The sequence below is a fragment of the Bacillus sp. SLBN-46 genome (genome assembly GCF_031453555.1).
Taxonomy (GTDB): domain Bacteria; phylum Bacillota; class Bacilli; order Bacillales; family Cytobacillaceae; genus Neobacillus.
In genome coordinates, this window is record NZ_JAVIZM010000001.1 from 3,910,500 (window position 1) to 3,933,833 (window position 23,334).

Consider the following 23,334-nt stretch of genomic DNA (forward strand, 5'->3'; position numbering starts at 1 on the left):
TGAATAAAAACGTATCGTACGCTTCTTTTCTCACCTCTAGCTCTTAATTCTATATATAAATTAAAATTCGCTGCAAAAAATAAAAGTCCTCTCCGTTTCCGGAAAGGACTTTATTTTTAATTATTTAATGATATGGATTGGGCTGCCTAGAGCAACTTCAGCAGCTTCCATTGTAATTTCTCCAAGTGTTGGGTGAGCATGAATTGTCATTGCTAAGTCTTCCGCTGTCATTCCTGCTTCAATGGCAAGACCAAGTTCAGCAATCATATCAGACGCACTTGCACCAGCAATTTGAGCACCAATTACAAGACCATCTTCTTTACGTGTAATAAGCTTTAAGAAACCGTCTGCACTGTCTAGAGAAAGAGCACGGCCGTTTGCTGCAAATGGGAATTTAGCAGCAACCACTTCGATGCCTTCTTCTTTTGCTTGACTTTCAGTATATCCTACCTGTGCTAACTCAGGATCTGAGAAAACAACTGCTGGAATTCCTAAATAATCAATTTCAGACGGATGACCAGCAATCGCTTCAGCAGCAATTTTAGCTTCATATGATGCCTTATGTGCTAGTTGAGGACCAGCAACAACATCACCAATTGCATAAATATTGCTTAAGCTTGTGCGGCATTGCTTGTCAATTTCAATTAAGCCACGGTCGCTTAACTTCACTCCAGCTTCCTCTAAGCCCATTTCATCAGTGTTTGGACGACGGCCAACCATGACAAAAACATAATCAGCTTCGATTTTCTTTTCTTCGCCTTTTGTTTCAAATGTTACCACTACGCCGTTTTCAGTTTCTTCGACACCCTTGGCAAATGCTTTTGTATAGAATTCCGCACCTTTTTTCTTCATCGTTTTCTTAACAAGAGCAGCCATTTGCTTATCAAATACTCCCATGCCTAAAATTTCATCGGCACCCTCTAAAACAGTTACTTGCGTCCCAAAGTTTGCATAGGCGCCACCAAGTTCAATCCCAATAACACCGCCGCCAATAACAACGATTTTTTCAGGAATTTCATTTAGATTAAGAGCACCTGTAGAATTTAGAACACGCTTTGAATATTTAAATGCTGGTAGTTCAATTGGACGTGATCCAGTTGCAACGATAGCATTTTTAAACGTATATGTTTGTGCAGATGTTTCATCCATTACACGAAGTGTATTGGCATCTACAAAGTACGCTTCACCACGAACAACATTCACTTTATTGCCTTTTAGTAATCCTTCAACGCCACCAGTTAATTTCTTAACAACACCAGCTTTGAATTCTTGTACCTTTGAAAAATCAACCTTAACATTTTCAGCTGTAATTCCGAAAGATTCAGAATGTACAGCTGTTTCATAACGGTGACCCGCAGAAATTAAGGCTTTTGAAGGGATACATCCAACATTTAGACATACTCCACCAATATATTCCTTTTCAACAATGGTCACTTTTTGTCCAAGCTGAGCAGCGCGGATTGCTGCAACATATCCTCCAGGACCGGAACCGATGACTATAGTATCTGTTTCAATTGGGAAATCTCCAACTACCATTTTTCTTACGCCTCCATTAACAATAGTTCTGGATCGTTCAATAAACGTTTAATATGATTCATTGCGTTTTGCGCTGTGGCACCATCAATCATTCGGTGGTCAAAGCTTAACGATAATGCTAACACAGGAGCCGCAACAATTTCGCCATTTCGAACGATTGGTTTTTCTGCAATACGACCTACACCAAGGATAGCTACTTCTGGGTGGTTAATAACTGGTGTAAACCATTGACCGCCAGCAGAACCGATGTTGGAAATTGTGCAAGATGCACCCTTCATTTCATTTGGAGCTAGTTTTCCATCACGAGCTTTTCCAGCCAATTCATTAATTTCATTCGAAATTGTGAAAACTGACTTACGATCAGCATCTTTTACAACTGGAACTAATAGACCTTTTTCAGTATCTGCTGCAATTCCGATGTTGTAGTAGTGCTTGTGGATAATTTCATTTGTTGCATCATCAAGAGATGTATTTAATGCAGGGAACTCTCTTAATGCACTTGTTAATGCTTTTACGATATATGGTAAGAAAGTAAGCTTGATGCCTTTTGCCGCAGCTACTTCTTTAAATTTCTTACGGTGTGCAACAAGTTTTGTTACATCGATTTCATCCATAAGAGTTACGTGTGGAGCAGTATGCTTAGAATTAACCATTGCTTTTGCAATTGCCTTACGGATACCGCTCATCTTCTCACGTGTTTCTGGATATTCACCTTGTGGAATTGGAGTTGGTGCAGCTGCTGCTGCCTTAGGAGCTTCCTCCACTGCTTCTGTTGCTTGTGGTGCCGCCTGTGGCGCTGCTGCTCCTCCACTTAAGAAGGCATCAATATCATTCTTCAAAATACGTCCATTGTTACCTGTTCCTGCAACTAAGGCAATCTGAACACCTTTTTCACGTGCATATTTACGAACAGATGGCATAGCGATAATACGACGATTTGGATCTACTTCCACTGCAGGTTGGGCTGCTACTGCTGGCGCAGGTGCTGCTGCAGGTGTAGCTTCTTGCTTAGCTTCTGGTGCAGGCGCTGCTGGTGCTTCTTGTTTAGGCTCCTCATCACCATGGTCACCTTTGAATTGTAGATTTTCATATCCTGGAGCATCAAATGTTACGAGTACCTGTCCAACAGTCGCTACAGTTCCTTCGCCAACTAAAACTTCCAAAACTGTTCCCTCTACTGGAGAAGGAATTTCAACTACTGCTTTATCATTTTGTATTTCACAAAGTACGTCGTCTTCTTGGACTTTATCGCCTGGTTTGATGAACCATTTTACGATTTCCCCTTCATGAATACCTTCACCGATGTCAGGCATTTTAAATTGGAATGTGGTTGCGGTTGCGCTCACTGGGATTCATCTCCTATAATATATAGATTTCAGTAGAACCTCTTTTAGAAAGTTAATACTTTTTTAGCTGTTTCGATTACGTCTTTATAGTTTGGAAGCCATACAGATTCAGCTTGTGAGAAAGGATAAATTGTATCTGCAGCAGTAACACGTAATACTGGTGCTTCTAAGCTCAGGATGGCACGATCGTTAATCTCAGCTACCACGTTAGCTGCGACCCCTGCTTGTTTTTGTGCTTCTTGAACAACAATAGCACGGCCTGTTTTTTCAACAGAAGCAATAATTGTATCGATATCAAGCGGGCTAATTGTACGTAAATCAACAACTTCTACAGAGTGTCCTTCTTTAGCTAATTCATCTGCAGCTTTTAATGACTCATGTACCATTGCGCCGTAAGTAATGATAGATAAATCTGTACCTTCACGTTTTACATCCGCTTTTCCAAGTGGAATTGTGTATTCTTCTTCAGGAACTTCCTGACGGAATGCACGATATAATTTTAAATGCTCTAAGAATACAACTGGGTCATTGTCACGAATCGCTGACAATAATAATCCTTTTGCATCATAAGGTGTTGAAGGAACAACAACCTTCAAACCAGGTGTTTGGGCCATTAATCCCTCTAAGCTGTCTGAGTGAAGTTCAGGTGTATGTACCCCTCCACCAAACGGAGAACGAACTGTTATCGGCATATTGTAACGGCCACCAGAACGGTAACGCATACGTGACATTTGTCCAGCAATAGAATCCATTACTTCAAAAACAAATCCGAAGAATTGGATTTCAGGGATTGGACGGAAACCTGTTAAAGCAAGACCAATTGATAACCCACCAATACCAGATTCAGCAAGTGGTGTATCAAACACACGATCTTCCCCAAACTCTTTATGAAGTCCTTCAGTTGCACGGAATACTCCGCCGTTTACACCAACGTCTTCCCCAAAAACGAGTGTTTTAGGATCGTTGCGCAACTCAGTTCTTAATGCATCAGTGATTGCTTGAATCATTGTCATTTGAGCCATGACTTACTTCGACTCCTTTGCTTGATAAATTTCATATTGTTCTTTAAGGTTATGAGGCATTTCTTCGTACATAATGGACATTAGGTCGGTTACCTTTTGCTTAGGAGCAGCGTCCGCTTGTTTAATCGCCTCTTTAATATCTTCTTTTGCTTTTTCGATTACTTCGTTCTCTTTTTCTTCGTTCCAAATTCCTTTCTTTTCTAGGAACTTACGGAAACGTACTAAAGGATCCTTCTTTTCCCACTCATTATCTAGGTCAGACGTACGGTAACGAGTTGGGTCATCACCTGCCATTGTGTGTGGGCCATAACGGTATGTTAAAGTCTCAATCAAAGTAGGTCCTTCTCCATTAATCGCACGTTCACGAGCATCACGAGTAGCAGCATAAACAGCTAGTGGGTCCATACCATCAACTTGAATTCCAGGAATACCTGCAGCAACAGCTTTTTGAGCAACAGTTTTAGCTGCTGATTGTTTTTCAACTGGAGTAGAAATAGCAAAACGATTATTTTGAACAATGAAAATAGCCGGAGCCTTGAACGCACCCGCAAAGTTCATACCTTCATAGAAGTCACCTTGAGAAGCTCCACCATCACCTGTATACGTAATCGCTACAGATTTTGCACCATTCTTTTTCATTCCAAGAGCAACACCTGCAGCTTGGATAATTTGAGCACCAATAATGATTTGTGGAGAAATAACGTTAACACCTTCTGGAATTTGATTTCCTTGGAAGTGTCCACGAGAGAATAAGAAAGCTTGGTATAATGGAAGACCATGCCAAATCATTTGCGGAACATCACGATAACCTGGTAAGATAAAGTCTTCTTTTTCTAATGCAAACTGTGATGCTAATTGAGATGCTTCCTGGCCAGCAGTTGGCGCATAGAAACCTAGTCTTCCTTGACGATTTAAAGAAATGGATCTTTGGTCAAGAATTCGTGTATATACCATACGACGCATTAATTCCTGAAGCTGCTCATCTGATAGCTCAGGCATTGCTGCTTCGTTTACAACTTCACCTTCTTCATTAAGAATTTGAAGTGTTTGAAATTGATCCTCTACAGCTTCGAGTGCTTTTTTAGCATTAAGCTGGGCATTCTGAGTTTTAGAAGCCATTTGGGTCACCTCTTCCTTTCTATTCAAAGAAAAAATTTTTAAATAAATCCACTAAGTTAGATTACCCCAAAAACGCACGGGTCATGTTGGCCTAGTTCTTGAAATTACTAATTGATAGTTTTTCACAGAAAAGAGAAGAAAAAACGAAAAATCTTCCTTCTGCCAACATTTTATTCTGTATCATTATTTTTTGTAACTAAATTGATACAATTTTTTAACTCATATATGAGTTTACCTCATTCATTTTCCTTCGTCAAATACTATGTTTTATAATTTTTCACCATCTATGTATTATTAATTTTTCAGGTTAATTAATTATCTGTACCAATAAACAATAACTTCTGTTATATACAATTAACACAGAATCACATTTGTTATAATATAGAAAAAATCGGCTTTTTACGAGCCGATTTCTTTGATGTATACCTATTTATCCGGATTTAGACCCGCTTTTTTATAAAAAGCCAGCTTCTTATCATTGTATTGTTCTGTTAACTGGTTAAAGTTTTCATTTGCTTCAAAGACTTTTTTGTAATTATCATTAAGCTGAACAACCTTTGCTTCTAAATCTTGTAAGGGAAGGTCTTTATTCTTAAACATCTCATATAGTTCTTTATCATTTTTTAAAGCATCAGTATATTCTTTATACAATACCTCATGTGCTTCATATCTTTTAGTCATGGTATCGTAAAGGTCATTAGCTAGTTTTTTTAACTCTTGATTATCCAAATCATCTTTAATTATAGCCACTTTCTTAAATTCCTTTTCAGAATCCTTTATGCTGTTTGTTTCTTTTTCCATAAGTGTTTTTCTTTTCTCAGTCAAAGTCAGTGCTTTGTCGGAGAGCTTGACAATTTGGGCATATTCTTTCATACCTAGTTTGATTATCTGATCATAAAGAACTTTCTCTTCTTCCTCTAATTTAACTAGGGGGTCCTGCTGTTCCTCAAAAACCTTTTCCTTGTCAACAACCTTCTCCAACACATCATACATCTTTTCTTCAGGTGTTTCTTCAGCCTGGCATCCAGATATAATAAAAATGACAGCTATTACAGAAATAAAAAAACGCCATTTGCTTTTAAATAACACTATACACCCTCCTAATCTCATTCAACTCCTACTATATCGATACTTGGAATATTTGACAATATTGAGCACCATATAGAGTTGCATATCTATATCATGAATCAATGATTAACATTTTATCTATTGTTTGATAGACTATGGATACTAATTAATTTTTTGAACACAGGAGTGAAAGTTATGTTAACGATGGAGGATATTATTCGAGATGGCCATCCAACTCTTAGAAAAGTGGCTGCGGAAGTTGTTATGCCGCCATCAGAAGAAGATAAACAAACATTATCCAGTTTGCTGGAATACGTTATAAACAGCCAGAATAACGAAATTGCTTCCAAATATGGTTTGCGTCCCGGAATAGGTTTAGCTGCTCCACAAATTAATGTTTCCAAGCGAATGATTGCAGTGCATGTAACAGATGAAAAAGGTGTGCTCTATAGCTACGCTCTTTTTAATCCAAAGATTGTTAGTCATTCCATTGAAAAGGCATATCTACAAACAGGTGAAGGTTGTCTCTCTGTAGACGAAGCCATTCCAGGCTTTGTTCCTAGATATGCAAGAATTACAGTGAAAGGTATTAATCTTAATGGCGAAGAGGTTAAAATTCGTCTAAAGGGATTACCTGCTATTTGTTTTCAACATGAAATCGACCACTTAAATGGTGTGATGTTTTACGACCTTATTGATAAGCAAGAACCATTAAGACCAATTGATGGGGCAACAGCAATTGAACGTTAAAAGATGGCTGACTCAGGTAGAGTCAGCCATCTTTTTATTTTATATTAACTGAAGTTCCTTTAGTCCGTTCCATATACCATTCTCAGATACATCAGTCGTAATTAGGTCTGCATGGTCCTTAGCTTCTGCTACCCCATTCCCCATCGCCACACCTGTTCCAACGGCTTTTAACATTTCTAAATCATTCATCCCGTCGCCAAATGCGTATACATCCTTTAATTCAAAACCTAACCGTTCAATCATTTTTTTAATGCCTTCTGCCTTTGATCCTCCCTTTGGTAAAATATCAACGGAATAAGGGTGCCATCGGATAAAATTAAAATTCGGATAGTCGACCGCGTATTTCTGTTCCTCCTGTTCCTTACAAAAAAGGAGTGACTGATACATTTTACGATTAACATAAAAATAAGCATCTTCGTCTGGATGTGTAAAATTCAAACTTCCCAAACTTTCTTCAATATAAGGATGATGCTGCACACTTGATTTCATTGTCTTATCATTCATAAAAACTAATGGATGTTCGTTTGTTTTTGCCTGCTGGAATAGTTTTTCTAATTCTTTTTCATTTAAGGTGTTCTCATAAATTATCTCGTTCTCAAAGACAACAAATTGCCCATTAAAACTTACAAAGGAGTCTATCTCTAACTCCTCCCGTAAACCTTTGAACATAAACGGAGCTCTGCCCGTAGCAATGGCCACGAAAACTCCATTATCCTTTAACAGTTGGAGAGCTTTTTTTGTACTGGCAGGAAGATTTTTTTCATGATCAAGCAGTGTTCCATCTATATCAAAAAATACAATTTTTTCCATTTAAAAATAACTCCTTTTTGCTCGAACTATGCTGTGAAGGTTGCGTTTGATTTTTCCTTTGGTTTGATGGTTGAAATATATACACCAGAAAAAATGATAAGTAACCCTACCATCATGGAGAGGTGGATTTGCTCTTGTAATAAAAAAGTACCCCAGATTATTGCTGAAACTGGTACAAGATAGGTTACAAGAGAAGCAAATTCTGCACTACCTTCTTTCACCAAATAGTAGTACAGTAAATAGGCGATTCCCGATCCTAACACTCCAAGCCCAACAAAAGGACCTAAGGTATTCATATTGACAAAAGTTGAGAGTGAATGCGGTGTCTTAAATAACACCATGATTAAGCTGATCCCAGTAGAGAAAAGTAAAGTAAAGAACGAGGTTTCTAGCACAGATAAATGAGCTAAATATTTTTTAGACAGATGAGAACCAATTCCATAGCATAGAGTTGCACCTGTCATTAAAAGAATGCCTATTACATTTCCTGAATAAATATCCCCTAATCTAAAATCAGATAAAATAAAAATGCCAAGGAAGCCAATTATTATGCCAATCCATTGATTTTTTCTTAGTGATGAAGAAAAAAAGAATGCTCCAATAATTAAGGTCCAAATCGGTGTTGTTGCATTAATAATAGAAGCCATACCCGAAGTCAGTTTTGTTTCACTTGAACTAATGAGCAGCCATGGTAGGGCATTATTAGCTAACGCTACGAGCAATAATTGGAACCACGGAAGTGTATTTAGTTGAAATTTTTTCTTTTTCAATACCACAATTAGTAGCAGGATCATTGATCCAAATAGACATCTGCCAAAAACCACCAAGACTGGATCCATAGAGGTTAAAAGTAATTTTATAAATAAAAATGAAGTTCCCCAAATAAGGCTCAATACAGCTAAAGCACTAAATAATTTTCCCATTTCACCCATTCTTCCTTCTATTTAATTTATCCCTTTAAAACACTAAACCTTCTATTAATAATTGTCAATTTGTAATTCGTCATGAATCTTCCATGTTTATCCATGAGAAAATATGCGTTTTTATCATATCATAATAGTAAAAAAGCCGTTTCTTTTTAAAAACCTTCAATATTCTACCATTGATTGCTTTACATTGGACAAGGATCGTATAAAATAAGAAGTAAGGAGATGATCCACTATGTTAAAGAAGCTCCGGAAAAAGCTCTTAAAACAGTGGAATGATTTACTTAGAAAGAAATCCATTGCCTGAATTTTTCGAGCCCTTCATACTTGCGGAGGGCTCCTTCGTTATTGTACATTGTAAAGACAGCGATTCTTTTACATACTTTTCATATTTAGTCCAAGGACTGCCAAAGAAAAAAAATGAAAAAGATGAAAATGTTTTATATAATAGAAAAAGTTATGACCTAAGTTAGGAGCGATATTGTAATGATATTTAAAGTATATTACCAAAAAAGTATTAATGAAGTACCTGTAAGAGAAAACACAAAAACAATCTTTGTTGAAGGCGAATCGGTTAGAGATGTCCGTACAAAAATTGCTGATCGTGGGTTTAATGTAGAATTAGTACAGGAAGTAACAGGAGCATTTTTAGAATATGAAAAACAAAATGAAGACTTTAAAGTATTGGAGATTGGATAATTTATGAAATTTGTAAAAAATGATCAAACTGCTGTTTTTGCCTTAGGTGGTTTAGGTGAAATAGGCAAAAATACGTATGCAGTTCAGTTCCAGGATGAAATCATCTTAATTGATGCTGGAATTAAGTTTCCTGAAGATGAGTTATTAGGTATCGATTATGTAATACCTGATTACACCTACCTTGTTAAAAATGAAGATAAAATAAAAGGCTTATTTGTAACACACGGACACGAGGATCACATTGGTGGAATTCCTTACTTACTTCGTGAGATTAATATTCCTATTTACGGTGGAAAATTGGCATTGGGTTTAATTAAAAATAAATTAGAAGAGCATGGCTTATTAAGAAATGCTAAACTGATTGAAATTAAAGAAGACGATATCATTAAATTCCGCAAAACATCGGTTACTTTTTTCCGTACGACCCACAGTATCCCTGACTCCTATGGTATTGTTGTAAAAACACCTCCTGGTCAAGTCGTTCATACAGGTGATTTTAAATTTGATTTTACCCCTGTTGGAGAACCAGCAAATTTGACCAAAATGGCTGAAATCGGCAAAGAGGGCGTATTGTGCTTACTTTCTGATAGTACTAACAGCGAAATACCTGATTTCACGATGTCGGAGCGTCGTGTCGGTGAAAGTATTCATGATATTTTTAGGAAAGTAGATGGCCGAATCATTTTTGCTACATTTGCGTCTAATATTCACAGGCTGCAACAAGTAGTAGAAGCTGCTGTAGTAAATGGCAGAAAAGTGGCTGTTTTTGGACGGAGTATGGAAGCAGCAATAAACATTGGCATAGAATTAGGTTATATTATTGCGCCTAAGGAAACGTTTATTGAGTCCAATCAAATTAATCGACTACCTGCAGATAAAGTGACGATCCTTTGTACAGGCAGTCAGGGTGAACCGATGGCGGCACTTTCAAGAATTGCTAATGGGACACACCGTCAAATTCAAATTATTCCTGGGGATACTGTTGTATTTTCTTCATCACCAATTCCAGGGAATACAATCAGTGTTAGCAGAACGATTAATATGCTTTACAGAGCCGGGGCAGAGGTTATCCACGGTAAACTAAGTAATATCCATACTTCTGGTCACGGTGGTCAAGAAGAGCAAAAGCTTATGCTTCGTTTAATTAAGCCAAAATTCTTCATGCCGATCCACGGTGAATACCGGATGCAAAAAATGCATGCAAAGCTTGCAGTTGATTGTGGCGTAGAAGAAGAAAATTGCTTTATCATGGACAACGGTGAAGTATTAGCCCTCTCTGAAAATACGGCACAGGTTGCAGGGAAAATCCCTTCCGGCTCTGTCTATATTGATGGTAGCGGCGTAGGTGATATCGGAAATATCGTTCTCCGCGATAGAAGAATTCTTTCAGAAGAAGGTTTAGTTGTTGTCGTAGTGAGTATTAATATGAAGGAATTTAAAATTGCTTCAGGACCAGACCTTATTTCTCGTGGATTTGTTTACATGAGAGAATCTGGTGATCTAATTAATGATGCACAAAACTTAATTACTAAACACTTAAATAAGGTTATGGAACGAAAAACAAGCCAATGGTCTGAAATTAAAAATGAAATTACAGACACGTTAGCACCATTCCTTTATGAGAAAACAAAACGTAGACCAATGATTCTTCCAATCATTATGGAAGTGTAAGGTACTAAAAAAGCTCCAGCCTCGAGGCTGGAGCTTTTGTGTTATTCAAGGACCTTCTTTTCAAATCGGTCAATGTCGGTATCATTTCCTATTACGATTAATACATCATTAAGGTAAATCGTTTCCTTTGCTTGTGGAGAAACAATAATTTCTTCTCCTCTTTTAATTGCAACTATATTTAGTCCATATTTCTTACGGATATCCAAATCAATTATTGTGTGACCACTAAGCTTACCGTTAGCAACGATCTCTACTATGCTATGCTCATCAGAGAGTTGTAGATAATCAACCACATTGCTCGAGGCCATATTAGTTGCAATTCGTTTCCCCATATCCCTTTCCGGGTGTACAACATGATCCGCTCCAATTTTCCTAAGGACTTTTTCATGATAATCATTTTGTGCTTTAACTGTAATACGTGCAACTCCTAATTCCTTTAAGATTAGGGTAGTTAAAATACTCGATTGAATATTATCGCCGATGGCTACAATTACATGATCAAAATTCCGAATCCCGAGGCTTTTTAATACATTTTCATCTGTTGTATCACCAACCACCGCATGGGAAGCAATCATCGCATATTCATTTACTCGCTCTTCATTTACATCAATAGCTAATACTTCCATTCCTTCATCAGTTAGCGTCCGGCAAATACTACCTCCAAAACGTCCTAACCCAATTACCGCATAACTCTTCTTCATAATAGACTCCCCCGCTAACTCATTAATCATGTTGGTACTATCATAGCATTCTGGTGCTTGAGAGCGCCACTAATCTTGTCTATTTCGTTTTCGTCTCTGTTTAAATACTAGTAAACCTATGAATCCGATTGCACCCAATACTATAAGGATAGGTAGGTTTCCAATAATAAAAACAACAACTCCTGACAAGAAAGCTAAGAGCATGTTCGTACTCTTCATAAATTGTTTTTTTGTTTTTTCCCATGTATTTAACTGGTCTTTATTAAGGTCAGGAACGCTCACCTTATTCTCGTAAAGGGTAATTGTCACTGTAGAAAGTGATGTTTGATTTTCTAGATATTTCATTCTACCTTCAATGGTTTCTATTTCCTCTTGAACAACAGCTAAATCAGAAGAGATTTTTAATAGATCCTCTGTTTTAGCTGCATTCTTCATAAAAGATAGGAGCCGTTCTTCCACTACTCTTTTTGATTTTAATCTGGATTCAAGGTCAACATATTCTTCCGTTACATCTTGCCCAGAAATGTTTCTTTGTAGTACTTCTACAGCTTCCCCCTCCGCATCATGTAGAAAGGTCTGAAAATATTTTTGCGGTATTCGTATAACAATTCTTCCGCTTAATTGTTCGTTCCCCTCTTTTGCCACGTTGGATTCTGAAATATAGCCTCCATATTTTACTGCTTTTTCTTCTAAACTTTGGACTGTCTTCTCAAATTGCTTTACCCGGAGCTGCAAATCCGCTTGATAAATAACCATCTGACTGGTTACCTCTAGTTTACCAGACTCTTTTGGTTGTGGCCCCTTATCTTTTTCACCTGAAGCATTCAATGTTTCCTCTTGGCTTCCAGATGGAGCAGAATCCATTACCGCTTTTTCTTCGTTCATCTTAGCCGATTCACTTTTACTGCTAGAACTACATCCTGCTAAAATCATGCACATAATCAGTAAATAAATTGGTACCCATTTAATTAATCTTTTCATAACCTTGACACCCCTTTTATATATCGTCTTTGCCAGGCAGAATAAATACACCAGTTCCGGTATTATTAATACGGACGATAAAAAGGACACAAGGTTACAACACATCTACTTATTATTAAAAATAAACAAAAAACCGTCCGTTTGATGAAACGGACAGTCTTCTTTTTCATTTATTCTGTTTTTTCTAACTCATCTAATACTCGATTTACGCGCTTTTCAAGCATTTTCATTCCGCTTCCGCCTGCTTGGAAATGTCGAAGTTTCCCTTCACGATCGAATACATAGTAGGCAGGAACATATTGATTTTCAAGCGCTTCAGTAAGCTTATGCTCACTATCAACAAAAATCGGTTGAGTGATACCGTGTTCAGCTGCTACTTGCTTTATTTCTTCCAGGTTCAGGTCATTTTCAGAACGGGGCATATGAACGGCCACAACATTTAGCTTGTCCTTAAAATCATCACGGAATTGATTTACCTGCGGCATCGCTTCCTTACATAAATGACAGCTAATAGACCAGAAATGGATTAATGTTGGTTTCTCACCAATTAAATCCTCTCTTGTCACTTGTCCGTTTAACCATTCTGTTGCACCCGCTAACTCCGGCATTGGTTCACGTAATTTCATTTGAAAATCCTCCTATTAAAAAGACCTAACACTTTAAAAAGGTTAGGTCTATCTTTTGTTTGTTAAAAATTAAACATTAAGTGTAGCTTGTCCAGGCTTCCAGTTAGCTGGGCAAAGACCACCAGTTTGTAATGCTTGAAGAACACGTAGTGTCTCATCCACGTCACGGCCAATGTTGTTGTGGTTAACAACAGCGTACATTAATTCGCCTTCAGGACTGATGATGAATAATCCACGTAATGCAATACCTTCTTCTTCAATTAACACTCCATAGTCACGTGCTACAACATGGTTAGTGTCAGCAGCTAGAGGATAGTTCAAGTCGCCAAGACCATTTTCTTTGCGATCTGTTTTAATCCAAGCAAGGTGAGTATGAATAGTATCAGTTGAAACACCGATAACTTCCGCATCAAGATCTTCGAACTCATCATAACGATCAGACAACGCTGTGATTTCAGTTGGACATACAAATGTGAAGTCCATTGGATAGAAGAACAATACTGTCCATTTATCATTTTTCATGTTTTCTTCAAGACTTACTTTTTTAAATTCTTTGTTTGGCATAACCGCATCCATTTCAAATCGTGGAGCTTGTTTACCTACCATACGTTCTGGCATACCGAATCCCTCCAATAATTAAATAAAATGAGTTTATAGCAAGTCTTAATTGCTATCTCTTTGACATTTTCATTATAGGATAAAGACTATTTTGAGTCAATATTAAATTATAATTAATTTAAATAAATATTAATTATTAACTATAACCTAAATCTCCCTTATTAAGTTTTGCCCTATTCGCAACAGAATAAACGACGATATGTAACAATATTCTTTTTATTCTATTTGATTTTATCATTTCTAAACGATAAGTTGAAATGATAAGGCTTGTACTACAGGTAACTTTCGTTTCCTTTAAACTCGATATATGTCGTCATGGCTTTTACTGCAACATCAATTGCACTTTCATTTGGATTTAATTTGGAATGATGTAAACCGAATGGTGAATCTACACCAAGCCAAAACATCAGCCCTGGAATTTCTTTGAGCATATATCCAAAGTCTTCGCCAGTCATCGCTTCCTTACATTCAACCACACGGATATCAGTCTCTTCCCCGATGATTTCAATGAATTCTGTTGTAATTGACTCATTATTATTTACCTGATAATACATGGAACCATAATCAATTACCGCTTTACAGTCAAAGCCTGTTTCGATCCCTTTTACCAACGCTTCTATACGTTGTTTCACCTTTCGCATCGATTCTGGTGACAACGTCCGAATAGTCCCTTCAAGCCTAGCTTTCTCTGCAATAATATTTTGAACTGTTCCTCCTGTAATCTTTCCTACTGTCACTACAGCACTATCTAATGGGTCCACATTTCTTGAGATAATTGTTTGCAACTGATTAACCAGCATGCACGCAGCAACAACCATATCATTTGTTTGGTGGGGATACGCGGCATGACCTCCCTTTCCAATGAGGTCAATGAACAATTCTGAAGTATTGGCAAATAACAACCCAGACTTTAATGCAATCGTTCCTACAGGATACTCTGGTGCTATATGAAGAGCAAAAATCATATCCGGTTTCCATTCCTGCATAATGTCCGATTTCAACATTGGTTCTGCCCCTCCAGGACCTTCCTCGGCTGGTTGAAAAACAAATAAAAGATTATCATTAATTGGCTTCCGGATAAAGTGAGTCAACACTCCGAGAGCAATGCTCATGTGGAAATCATGACCGCAGGCATGCATATTTGAATCGTGTTTTGAGGAAAAAGATAATCCTGTTTCCTCACTTATTGGAAGACCATCAATGTCCGATCGGTATCCAATCGTTTTTTGAGGATTTAACCCCTTGAGCATGACAAATAAACCCGTCTTCCACTCCTTAATAGTTAGCCTTTCCTGTGGTAGAGATTTTAGATAAGACAACAAATACGCCTGTGTCTTGAACTCCTGGAAACCAAGTTCAGGAATTTGATGTAAATCACGTCGGATTTTAATTAATTCATTCACTACCTTCACCCTCTTCTCTCCTATAAAACAAGCGTGGAGAAGCTCCACGCCTTGTTTTGTTCTTATAATTGACGAAGCTCTTGCATAATCTCAGTCTTTGATTTTGTTTTTTCGTCAATATCCTTAATTTTCTTTGCAGGTGTGCCTGCAACTACTGTGTACGGTGGAACGTCTTTTGTCACAACTGCTCCTGCAGCAACCACAGAGCCTGTACCAACTGTAACACCTTCAAGGACTACTGCATTCGCACCGATCAATACATCATCCTCAATGACAACTGGCTTTGCTGATGGTGGCTCAATTACCCCTGCTAATACAGTTCCAGCACCAATATGGCAATTTTTACCAACAGTCGCTCGACCACCTAGGACAACACCCATATCAATCATAGTCTTCTCACCAATAACTGCACCAATATTGATGACTGCACCCATCATTATAACTGCATTATCACCAATTTCCACCTGATCACGGATGATTACACCTGGTTCGATACGGGCATTGATGTTTTTAGTGTCTAGAAGTGGAATTGCAGAATTTCTGCGGTCATTTTCTAGTACATAATCTTCTATTTTTGCTTGATTTTCTTCTAATACTGCATTAATTTCTGACCACTCACCAAAAACTACACCAGTATTTCCGTTAATAAACACTTTTGTATCGCTGCCAAAATCTAATCCTTCTAACTCACCCTTCAAATACACTTTAACTGGAGTCGATTTTTTACTATTTTGAATAAAAGAGATAATTTCATTTGCATCCATCATTTTCATATTGTTGCCCCCTATGTAGTTGATCTAATAAAGTAGAAGCGACTTGTCGCTTCAGTTATTATAGAAAATACTTTAACAAACAAAAGAGTTGAAAACAAGAAAAACAACATCAATCTTCTGAAGATTCGGCGATATGTTCCTTAATTAGTTCGACAAATGCTTGAACCTGTTTTAACTGGAAAGAAGATTCATAACCAAGCAGCCAAGTATCCCGTTTTAATGCTTCATTATTCTCATTTACAAGTGGAATTTTGAAAATGTCCCTCTCCGCCTTAGTTAAGGTAATTCCTGGCAAAATAGCATAGCCAATACCATTAAAAGCCATCTGTTTACACGTTTCAATTTGGTCAACCACAACTGTTCTCTTTGGGGACATTTTAAAATTTCGCATCCACCAATCCTGAATTTCCTGATAGTAATTGGAATCACTTTTAAACTGAATAAAAGGACGATCGGTCGCCAAGACCTGCTCTGGTCTGGTAATTTCTCTGTCAACTAAATACAGAGGATCATTAAATAGGTGTACCTTTACCCCTTTCCAGTCCGGTGTACCACGTATAATCCCAATATGAACCTGATCATCGTATAGGCATTTTAAAATCTCACTGCTCCACCCAGTTACTAATGAAATTTTCGCTTGTGGATATTTATCAATAAACTTTTTTAAAACTTGTGGCAGCCAATTTTGTCCTACAATTGATGCAACAGCAATTTTTAATGTCCCTGAAACGCCTGATTGAAGGGAGTGAATTGTCTCACGAACTTTCTCCTGTTTCTTTAGTACATCATTCACAAAATCAATCACATGTTCTCCAGATGGTGTTAGGGCTAACCCCTTTTGCGACCGAATAAATAATTTCGTACCCCAATCTTTTTCAATTGTTTGTAAACGCTGAGAAAGAGCGGGTTGCGAAACAAACAGCCGTTCAGAAGCTTTTCGCATATTCATTTCCTGTGCAAGTACAGATAATAAGTGAAATTCTGATAATGAGGACAACGTAATCCCTCCTAAAAAAAGCCCTGTGAACTTTACACAGACCCTTCATCCTTTTTTTTCGGAATAAAAAAGATTAAAACTAGACTAATTATAGCAAATGTAAAGACCACATAATAAACCGTATGTAATGATAAAGTTAGTCCATCCTGTAAAATCCGGCGAACCCCTCCCGCGAGTTCTTCACGCTCACTTGCCTTTAAGAGAATATTTGTATCGTCTACTGATAAAGAAGGATCTTTTTGGCTAAAGTAAGCATTCAATCTGTTATTCAGTATTCCTCCCAGTAATGCTGCCCCTATTGTATTGCCCAGATTTCGCATGAACATGTTTGCCGCTGTTGCTATTCCTCTTTGCTGCCAGCTAACAGTACTTTGAATAGAAACAATAAATGCCGTTGATGTTAGACCCATACCTACACCTACAAAAAAGGAACCCACTGCTGCCCATATTGGACCAGAAGAAGATGACATCGTGATAAAAACAAAGCTCCCTAGGATTAAGAACACGCCACCAATTATAGAAGTTTTACGATAACCTATTGAGATAAGCATTCTCCCTGCAAGTGTAGAGGCAATTGGCCATCCAATAGACATCGTAGTTAATGTAAAACCGGCTACAATTGGTGTTTGTTCCATAACGCCTTGAACAAAAGTAGGTAGGAAGCTTGATATTCCAATTAACATAATTCCAGTAGTCAATGAAGTTATATTAGCTATAAATATGGAACGCTCTTTCCATATCGAAAATGGCATAACCGGCTCAATCGCACGACTTTCCTGAAAAACGAATGCAATCAAGGCGAGTACTGATAAAACTAAAAGACTAACAATTTGCCAAGATCCCCATGCCCAATGGCTTCCTGCTTCTACGAGGACAAACATAAGTGAGGATATTGTAACAGTTAATAAAACCGCCCCAATATAATCAATGTCATGTTTTTTCTTTTCAACATTTTCATGAAGATACATCCATAGTCCTACTAAGGAGAGTATACCAAGAGGAATGTTTATCCAGAATACATAATGCCAGCTGACATATTGAACAAGTAATCCACCAACTGCAGGACCTGTAATGGCGGATATCCCCCACACACTTGATAGATATCCCTGAATCTTTGCTCTTTCTTCAGCTGTATAAATATCTCCGACAATAGTTGTCGCAATCGGCATGACAGCACCCGCACCGAACCCTTGAATCAATCGAAAGATGATGAGTGTTTTCATAGATGTCGCAAACCCACAAAGAATAGAACCTAATAAGAAAATAATAATCCCAAACGTGAGAATCGGCTTTCGACCGAATAAATCTGATAATTTCCCATAGATAAGTACCGTTATTGAATTCATTAAAAGATAGGCAGAAAAAACCCAACTATAAAGTGTGAAACCACCCAAATCTGCTACTATTGCCGGCATGGCGGTTGAAACAATTGTTGCCTCAATCGCCCCCATAAACATGGCTAGCATTACAGACGCTAATACAAGTGGCTTTTTCGTTTGCTTTTTTCGAGCACTGCCTGCTGCGGCATTCTTAGTGGTGGTATTACTCATCCTAACACCTCATATCTTTAAATAAATACAGCTCCCTAATTGGGAGCTTTTACTATCTTATTTTTTAAACCTTTTTACTACCTTGTTTAGTTGGTTTAATACCGTGCTTCTTGGGAGTATGCCCTCAAAGAAGCCTTCCTCTGTTTCTACACAAAGGAATGGATGGTTAACCAATAAATCTAAGCACAAATAGATTGAATCAGTCACTTTTACTCGAGGTAAAGAACTCTTCATGACCTCTTCTACCCGTTTATTTTCAAGCGTTTCAAATTCAATTCGTTCAAGTCCAAGAATAGAATCCATTATGATGGGGGTACTGATTAACCCATGTAGTTTATAATGCGGGTCTAAAACAGGTATAGCTGTATAACCACTTTTTGTTAAGACCAACAATGCATGTTCGAGACTGTTTCCGATTTGCACATGTGCAACGCGCTCTGATGGTATCATTAATTCTTCTATCGTATACTCTAAAAATTCCCCGCTTGGAAGACTGATCATCGCCGAAAACTCCTCAATATTTGTTTTTCTACAGACTTATTTTATCATAGTTTTCGGGGGTCTGTGAAAAATTTAAATCATATTCGAAAAAGAAAGGAACCCGAGGGTTCCTATTGAATCAAATCAAAAATTTCAATTGTAATCATGTCAATATTATCAAATTGATATCTTTTTGGCTTTTCCTTCTCGTTATATATTTCTAATTCAAATGTTTCTGTTTTCGGATGAAATGTTACCTGACATTTTCTTTCACCATTTACCTCAAAATAGCGTTGCGCTGGTTCACCACTATTTGATTGTTCCTGTAGGTTTTTTAATCTTGTTAATATACCTTGAAGCTGTGACATTTGCTTCTTCTCCTTTCAAACACAAACATAACTGTATACAGATATGTTTCTCATTTGGCCTATTTCTATCCTGATTGAAGATTTTTTCAGAATTTTACAATCGAGTGAATTTATATGCCAATATTAAAAGAATAAAATAACAAACTCCATTTGTCCAAGTAAAAATAAAGAATTAGCTATTTTTTTTAGAAAACGCATAAAAAAATGGATCTCTTATTGAGACCCATCAATAAAAAGTAATGGCTACAAAGAAAACGATGAAAAGTAGTAAAGCAAAGAAAATTCCGTAGGCTAAAAAAATTGGATTTTTAATATATGCATGCTTCTGAACATGTTTTTCTATTTGAGTATCCATATTCCCTTCAACCACTTTCTGCTGTCTACCTAAAACCAGCGTATAAATAGCCGAAATGCCAAGAATTGCAATGATTAGAATTCCAAGAATATTGATAAAACCCATTAACAAAACCCCTTTTTAATGAAGTGTTCCGTATTGACCGGCTGTAGTACCCTCTTCATTAAAATGCCACTACAGGAATCTTTCTATTCAACTGTGTGTTTAAAGAAGTTGATCGTGCTCAAATAAATATTGGTACGAGATATCAATAAATAGATAATCATTCCCGTTCATTGGAAAGGAAAAAGTTCGAATGGTTTCACCTGTTTCAATGTCACAATATAAATCAGACAGAATACCTTTTTGATCATGACGCATTTTTATTATGTTTTCTAAAAAATAGGGACGCCAACTCCAGTTTTTATTTAAGTACTCAGATTGGCTGATCCAGCGATCTTTATCTTTAAAAATATTTGCTGACTTTTGAAACCCATCTTCGTCACATATATACATCCTAAATGCCACATGATCCATTTCCTTTATCAAAGCCTGAAAAAGTTCTTCATAATTTGCTTTTCTGTTTTTTATCACTAACTCCTGAACCTTTACTTGCAAGTTTTCTGCTGTAGTAAAAACAGCCTCTAACTTTTTCTTTTCATAGGAAATAAAATCATGAAATTTTTCTTTCAACCGATGCTTTAATAAGTCCCGTTCAATGAACTCAGCAGATGGTGGGTGTAAGTAATATCCCTGATAATAATGGCCGCCATTTTTCCAAGCAAATTGCAGCTGATAACTCATTTCAATATTTTCAAACAAAAGAGTAGCACCTATTTTCCTTGCAAAAAGCGACAAGGAGAACAAAACATCATTAAAGTTCATCCCTGTTGACGTCGATTTGAGCGGATGTAAATTAATCTTTAATATGTCTGGATTAAGCTGACCTAGACGTTCAAAATAATGACTTTCACTGTCAACACTAGCAATGGCAATTTTAATACCATATGTCCTGTAATACTGCAGAAGATGGTCAAATTGATCCACATCCCCAGTGTAATTTCGATCAGAGATTTCCAGAACTATTCGCTGAAGGTTTAACCCTCTTTTCTCAAAAGCTAAAAGCTCCTGTAGAAATGGCTCACCATGTTTATACATTAATAAACCGGCATTCCGATTTAAAAACAAGCGAATATCAGGATCTAGTTCCATTGCTTTTTCAAGCGCCTTTTTAACAATTAATAAATCCACTTCGTATTTATATTCATCAGGGATTTCTTCATCTTGAAAAAATGGACCCAAGCTTATTATATTGCCTTCAGATTGGTATCTCCCTAAGACCTCATAGGCTATTACCCGCTGTTCATCGGCACTAAAAATCGGCTGAAAATAGGGAAAGCAATTTTCAACATCCGATAGGATATCCAAAGCATCCATCTAAGTACCTCCAAAAAAATATTTTCATTATACCATACGCGTACGTGCCGTTTCTCGTTCTTTTCCAAAAGGATACCATTATAGCAACATAGATACAATCACATCCTACATATAAGCCCTTAAAAAAAAGGGCAGATGGTGATACCAAAAGATCAACGCTCTGAATGAGCGTTAAAGGAGGATTATTTTTGAAAAGGCTTTGCTTGGTAGCATTTCTCCTTCCAATGTTTGGTTGCAGCCATTTTAACGCGAATACAGAATCTGTCTCTAACATAGAAAGGACAGAGTCTAGAGTTCCGATACGTAAGAGTTCCGAGAACAAATCACTGACCGTCCCTATTAGTAATAAATCAAATACCATAACTGACGTTAAAGAACAATTAATAAATGTAAAAAACAAACCAATAAAGAGTAATTCTGTTAGTACTCCACCAAAAAAAAATTCTGCCATGCTTAATGTAGTTTTAATTAAGCAAAACCCCGAGTTGCGTTATGGGTGTGAGGTTACAAGTTTAGCGATGGTTTTGAATTATGCAGGCGTGAAAACAAATAAAATGGAGCTTTACCGCTCCATCCAGAAAGACCCAGATCCCATTATTCGTTCAACCAAAGGAGACATTCTACGCTGGGGAAATCCTGCTGATGGATTTGTTGGGGATATGACTGGCCGACGAGCAGGGTATGCTGTGTTTGACAAACCGATGATTGCATTAATCAATCAAAAACTACCGGGAAGAGCGGTTAATTTAACTAACCAACCCTTTGACAAAGTATTAGAGCACCTAGCTGCGGGTTTTCCAGTTGTAGTCTGGACGACTGGAGATTACCGACTGCCTGACCGGTGGGAAGGCTGGTACCATGGAAAACAGTACATCAAGACACCACTTGATTTGCATGCAGTAGTGTTAGTTGGGTTTGATGCCAATTACGTATATTTAAATGATCCACTATCAGGTAGAAAACAGGTTAGAGTCGGTAAAACACAGTTTATCTCCTCCTGGAAGGCTCTACAAAGTCGAGCAGTAAGTTATAAATAATATAAGGCAGTCAAATTGACTGCCTTTTTTTAGTGTTTATTAGTATCTTTTGAACCGTATATGCATAAAAACTACCAAGTACCTTTTTCACTTGCAATATGGGGTAATTTTAAAGACAATATTAAAGGACCCCTTAAGTCCAATAACAGAAGGCTGGTAGAATAATGGCTAAAAAGCAAACGAGGAGAACATTTCTAAAACGATCATTCGGTTCATTTCTTGCCGTTCTCGGAGTAAGTTCAGGGGGCTATCTTTATGCAAACCGCATTGAACCTTCATTACTCGATATCCAAGAAAAACAAATAAAACATCCGTTAATCCCAAAAGGCTTTAATGGAATAAAGATGGTCCAATTTAGCGATACCCACCTTGGATTTCAATACACCCTTACCCAATTTAAGCGGTTAGTCGATAAAATAAATTCTATACAGCCAGATATTATAATCTTTACTGGAGATTTAATGGACGAGCCAAATAAATACACGGAAATCAATAAACTTGTAGGTCTTTTAGAAAAATTACATGCCCCCCTTGGAAAGTATTGCATATTTGGTAATCATGATCATGGTGGCTACGGTTCAGACATTTACCGTAATATTATGGAAACCACAAATTTCAGCGTCTTACTAAATGAAGCTAAAGAAATAAAAGTAAAGGATGGAAGTGCTATCTTTTTATTAGGAATTGATGATGCCATGTTAGGAAGGCCCAATTTACCTCTTGCCTTAAAAAATGTTCCTAACGATGGTTTTAAAATCTTACTTTCACATGCCCCAGACCTTGCCGAAACAGCTGCACAATACCCGATTAACTGGCAAATAAGTGGCCACAGCCACGGTGGACAAGTTAAACTTCCTTTCATTGGTCCGCTTGTTATACCGCCTTATGCCAAAAACTATCCAGAGGGACTTTATACCATAGGAAATAATCACAAGTTAACTCTATATGTCAACAGAGGCATTGGAACTACTAGATTACCTTTTCGGTTTATGTCTAAACCAGAGCTAACCATTTTTACATTACTCTCAGCAGAAGACAAATAAAAAATCCTTATCAAAAATAAATGATAAGGATTTTCTTGC

General features: G+C 37.3%; 24 protein-coding genes. 5 read left to right on the plus strand and 19 right to left on the minus strand.

Going from position 1 to position 23,334, the window contains the following annotated elements; genetic code table 11:
• Window positions 1-120: 120 nt before the first annotated feature.
• From lpdA to QFZ87_RS19925, 5 genes are all read right to left on the minus strand, one after another.
• Window positions 121-1,536, minus strand: coding sequence for a dihydrolipoyl dehydrogenase (gene lpdA / locus QFZ87_RS19905; RefSeq protein WP_308080321.1), 1,416 nt, complete (start codon window positions 1,534-1,536; stop codon window positions 121-123).
• A gap of 5 nt (window positions 1,537-1,541) precedes the next feature.
• Entirely contained in the window at window positions 1,542-2,849 is a 1,308-nt protein-coding gene (locus QFZ87_RS19910) for a dihydrolipoamide acetyltransferase family protein (RefSeq protein ID WP_309868001.1), read from the minus strand.
• 77 nt (window positions 2,850-2,926) lie between these two features.
• On the minus strand, window positions 2,927-3,904 hold the full coding sequence (locus tag QFZ87_RS19915; protein ID WP_308080322.1) for an alpha-ketoacid dehydrogenase subunit beta: 978 nt from the start codon (window positions 3,902-3,904) through the stop codon (window positions 2,927-2,929).
• Between the two features lie 3 nt (window positions 3,905-3,907).
• Window positions 3,908-5,023 carry a pyruvate dehydrogenase (acetyl-transferring) E1 component subunit alpha gene (gene pdhA / locus QFZ87_RS19920; protein ID WP_309865350.1) on the minus strand — a complete coding sequence of 372 codons (1,116 nt, stop codon included), beginning with the start codon at window positions 5,021-5,023 and terminating at the stop codon, window positions 3,908-3,910.
• A 426-nt stretch (window positions 5,024-5,449) separates the two neighbouring features.
• Complete coding sequence (locus QFZ87_RS19925) at window positions 5,450-6,112, minus strand: YkyA family protein (protein ID WP_309865353.1); 663 nt, start codon at window positions 6,110-6,112, stop codon at window positions 5,450-5,452.
• 174 nt (window positions 6,113-6,286) lie between these two features.
• Here QFZ87_RS19925 and def point away from each other — a divergent pair, with 174 nt between their 5' ends.
• Entirely contained in the window at window positions 6,287-6,841 is a 555-nt protein-coding gene (gene def, locus QFZ87_RS19930; RefSeq protein ID WP_309865356.1) for a peptide deformylase, read from the plus strand.
• 39 nt (window positions 6,842-6,880) lie between these two features.
• Here def and QFZ87_RS19935 read toward each other — a convergent pair whose 3' ends face one another.
• Together QFZ87_RS19935 and QFZ87_RS19940 are read right to left on the minus strand one after the other, a co-directional pair.
• Entirely contained in the window at window positions 6,881-7,651 is a 771-nt protein-coding gene (locus QFZ87_RS19935) for a Cof-type HAD-IIB family hydrolase (protein WP_309865359.1), read from the minus strand.
• Window positions 7,652-7,677: 26 nt separating this feature from the next.
• Entirely contained in the window at window positions 7,678-8,574 is an 897-nt protein-coding gene (locus tag QFZ87_RS19940) for a DMT family transporter (protein ID WP_309865362.1), read from the minus strand.
• A gap of 489 nt (window positions 8,575-9,063) precedes the next feature.
• Between QFZ87_RS19940 and QFZ87_RS19945 the strand changes: the two genes are divergently transcribed.
• Window positions 9,064-9,276 (plus strand): DNA-dependent RNA polymerase subunit epsilon, encoded by a 213-nt coding sequence (locus tag QFZ87_RS19945; protein ID WP_309865364.1) that lies wholly within the window; start codon window positions 9,064-9,066, stop codon window positions 9,274-9,276.
• Window positions 9,277-9,279: 3 nt separating this feature from the next.
• The gene (gene rnjA, locus QFZ87_RS19950; protein WP_309865366.1) at window positions 9,280-10,947 is read left to right on the plus strand and encodes a ribonuclease J1; all 1,668 of its coding nucleotides are present in this window, start codon (window positions 9,280-9,282) and stop codon (window positions 10,945-10,947) included.
• A gap of 41 nt (window positions 10,948-10,988) precedes the next feature.
• Here the strand turns inward: rnjA and QFZ87_RS19955 are convergent, their stop codons facing one another.
• From QFZ87_RS19955 to QFZ87_RS20010, 12 genes are all read right to left on the minus strand, one after another.
• Window positions 10,989-11,648, minus strand: coding sequence for a potassium channel family protein (locus tag QFZ87_RS19955; RefSeq protein WP_309865368.1), 660 nt, complete (start codon window positions 11,646-11,648; stop codon window positions 10,989-10,991).
• A gap of 69 nt (window positions 11,649-11,717) precedes the next feature.
• Window positions 11,718-12,629: a DUF4349 domain-containing protein gene (locus QFZ87_RS19960; RefSeq protein ID WP_309865371.1), complete on the minus strand. Its 912-nt coding sequence runs from the start codon at window positions 12,627-12,629 to the stop codon at window positions 11,718-11,720.
• A gap of 170 nt (window positions 12,630-12,799) precedes the next feature.
• Window positions 12,800-13,255, minus strand: coding sequence for a TlpA disulfide reductase family protein (locus QFZ87_RS19965; protein WP_309865374.1), 456 nt, complete (start codon window positions 13,253-13,255; stop codon window positions 12,800-12,802).
• A 69-nt stretch (window positions 13,256-13,324) separates the two neighbouring features.
• On the minus strand, window positions 13,325-13,873 hold the full coding sequence (locus tag QFZ87_RS19970; RefSeq protein ID WP_309865376.1) for a peroxiredoxin: 549 nt from the start codon (window positions 13,871-13,873) through the stop codon (window positions 13,325-13,327).
• A gap of 272 nt (window positions 13,874-14,145) precedes the next feature.
• Window positions 14,146-15,285 (minus strand): N-acetyldiaminopimelate deacetylase, encoded by a 1,140-nt coding sequence (locus QFZ87_RS19975; RefSeq protein ID WP_309865381.1) that lies wholly within the window; start codon window positions 15,283-15,285, stop codon window positions 14,146-14,148.
• A gap of 53 nt (window positions 15,286-15,338) precedes the next feature.
• On the minus strand, window positions 15,339-16,049 hold the full coding sequence (gene dapD, locus QFZ87_RS19980) for a 2,3,4,5-tetrahydropyridine-2,6-dicarboxylate N-acetyltransferase (RefSeq protein ID WP_309865384.1): 711 nt from the start codon (window positions 16,047-16,049) through the stop codon (window positions 15,339-15,341).
• Between the two features lie 109 nt (window positions 16,050-16,158).
• Complete coding sequence (locus QFZ87_RS19985) at window positions 16,159-17,046, minus strand: transcriptional regulator CcpC (RefSeq protein WP_308080336.1); 888 nt, start codon at window positions 17,044-17,046, stop codon at window positions 16,159-16,161.
• Window positions 17,047-17,078: 32 nt separating this feature from the next.
• Entirely contained in the window at window positions 17,079-18,596 is a 1,518-nt protein-coding gene (locus QFZ87_RS19990) for an MDR family MFS transporter (protein ID WP_309865387.1), read from the minus strand.
• Between the two features lie 57 nt (window positions 18,597-18,653).
• A complete protein-coding gene (gene cbpB / locus QFZ87_RS19995; protein WP_309865390.1) occupies window positions 18,654-19,097 on the minus strand; it encodes a cyclic-di-AMP-binding protein CbpB in 444 nt (147 codons plus the stop codon).
• A 110-nt stretch (window positions 19,098-19,207) separates the two neighbouring features.
• A complete protein-coding gene (locus QFZ87_RS20000; protein WP_040204715.1) occupies window positions 19,208-19,444 on the minus strand; it encodes a YkuJ family protein in 237 nt (78 codons plus the stop codon).
• 226 nt (window positions 19,445-19,670) lie between these two features.
• A complete protein-coding gene (locus tag QFZ87_RS20005; protein ID WP_309865394.1) occupies window positions 19,671-19,904 on the minus strand; it encodes a hypothetical protein in 234 nt (77 codons plus the stop codon).
• A 99-nt stretch (window positions 19,905-20,003) separates the two neighbouring features.
• A complete protein-coding gene (locus tag QFZ87_RS20010) occupies window positions 20,004-21,215 on the minus strand; it encodes an EAL domain-containing protein (protein WP_309865397.1) in 1,212 nt (403 codons plus the stop codon).
• A gap of 164 nt (window positions 21,216-21,379) precedes the next feature.
• Here QFZ87_RS20010 and QFZ87_RS20015 point away from each other — a divergent pair, with 164 nt between their 5' ends.
• Together QFZ87_RS20015 and QFZ87_RS20020 are read left to right on the plus strand one after the other, a co-directional pair.
• Window positions 21,380-22,252, plus strand: coding sequence for a C39 family peptidase (locus QFZ87_RS20015; protein WP_309865400.1), 873 nt, complete (start codon window positions 21,380-21,382; stop codon window positions 22,250-22,252).
• Between the two features lie 164 nt (window positions 22,253-22,416).
• Window positions 22,417-23,295, plus strand: coding sequence for a metallophosphoesterase (locus tag QFZ87_RS20020; protein WP_309865403.1), 879 nt, complete (start codon window positions 22,417-22,419; stop codon window positions 23,293-23,295).
• Window positions 23,296-23,334 lie beyond the last annotated feature (39 nt).